The organism is Bartonella sp. OD88NMGDW (assembly GCF_042193775.1).
Taxonomy (GTDB): Bacteria; Pseudomonadota; Alphaproteobacteria; order Rhizobiales; family Rhizobiaceae; genus Bartonella; species Bartonella grahamii.
Genome location: NZ_JBHIMA010000049.1, coordinates 1 through 1335 on the forward strand (window position 1 = coordinate 1; position 1335 = coordinate 1335).

2 protein-coding genes and 1 pseudogene are annotated in these 1335 nt (G+C 35.1%); 2 read left to right on the plus strand and 1 reads right to left on the minus strand.

Annotated features, from left to right (window positions below):
- Positions 1-408, plus strand: a 408-nt coding sequence (locus tag ACFIJR_RS08975; protein ID WP_375654059.1) for a hypothetical protein, incomplete at its 5' end; no start/stop codon positions are given.
- Here the strand turns inward: ACFIJR_RS08975 and ACFIJR_RS08980 are convergent.
- Positions 392-937, minus strand: a complete 546-nt coding sequence (locus ACFIJR_RS08980) for a hypothetical protein (protein ID WP_375652195.1) — start codon at positions 935-937, stop codon at positions 392-394. The two genes, ACFIJR_RS08975 and ACFIJR_RS08980, sit on opposite strands and share 17 nt — an antisense overlap.
- Positions 938-1141: 204 nt before the next feature.
- Here ACFIJR_RS08980 and ACFIJR_RS08985 point away from each other — a divergent pair.
- Positions 1142-1335: pseudogene (locus ACFIJR_RS08985) on the plus strand (hypothetical protein); the annotation flags it as partial.

Here is a 1335-nt window from a genome sequence, read left to right on the forward strand (position 1 = left end):
CAGGAGGCAAAAAATCCACTTTCTGGGTCTTACATAGGGCGGCTTTGCTTGCAAGGCGTGCTTACTCAAGAGCAATATGATGCCGCCCAGCAATATCTACAGATAAGGAATAATTACCTTTGTGCAAAGGGCTTGCCAAGCGCTGTTTATGATGATGTGTCTACAAATTCAGACCCAGATAGCTTTGAGCAATGGGTTGAAAAAGCAACGCGTCATTATCAATCTGTTCACGAGGCAATAAAAGAGGCGCAACATCTCTATAGACAGTACAATCTTTATGCAGCGCTACAGTACCTTGTTAGTGAAGATCAAGAATTACTACATCTTGTGAGTTCGCTAAAGGTTGCTCTTAATGCGCTTCAAAAGTATTTTTCGCAAAATTATGTAACTATCAATAAAAGTGAATGATAAACTTATATAACGCTTCACTTTCATAATCTAGTTTATGAAGTTTTCTTTTATTTTCAATTATCCGCTTTTCAATTATAGGAAGGACTTTCAGAATTTCTGATTCCTCCATATGGTTCTTAGATTGTTTTGCTTTATTTAGATCCTCTATTACACTTATTTTTTGTAGCATACTGCCGGTTAAATCGCTAAAACTATTGTTTCTTTCCCACAGTATATCATGCCATTCTCTTATCATATTTACATGTTGTTCAAAACGTTCTTTTGATAAAGTCGACATGTTATGCAAGAAATATACTTCTTCTATCATTCTAATTTCTTTGAATCTTTTTTCCCACCATTCGTTTCCATGAATTAGGTGATTATGAAGTTCGGTTTTTAATTCTGTGGTTACTTTTGAACAGAATAACTTATTAAAAAATGAAGAAGATTCTTCAGAATTAGCATATCCATTTGAAGTGGATATAAAACACGTTGTAAAAAGTGTGATAATTAATACTCTTCTAAAGAGAGTTTTTTTTATAGACATTGTTTTCTACCTTAATTTACATCTTAATTATCTAACCGATTCCCTTTGAATATATCAATATGTGTTATTTTTGTGTTGACAAAGTGATGCAAATCGTATTTAATGACAATTACGGCACTAGTCGTATTGTATCTAAATGAGCGTGATGTACAGTTCAAAATCCCCGCAAATGCGGGGTTTTTTATTATCTGGAGGGCGTATTTTATGACGTCAGAAAATACAGAGCAGGCTCCAAAACCCATTAAAAAGCGTATACCACCAAAGGCAGGTCAAGGGCGTGTCAAAGGCGTTCCAAATAAAATGACGCGCATTTTAAAAGAGGCAGTGGTTAAGGCTGCTGAGAATGCTGGGAATAAAATTGGCAAGGATGGTTTGATTTCTTATTTGGAAAAGCAGGC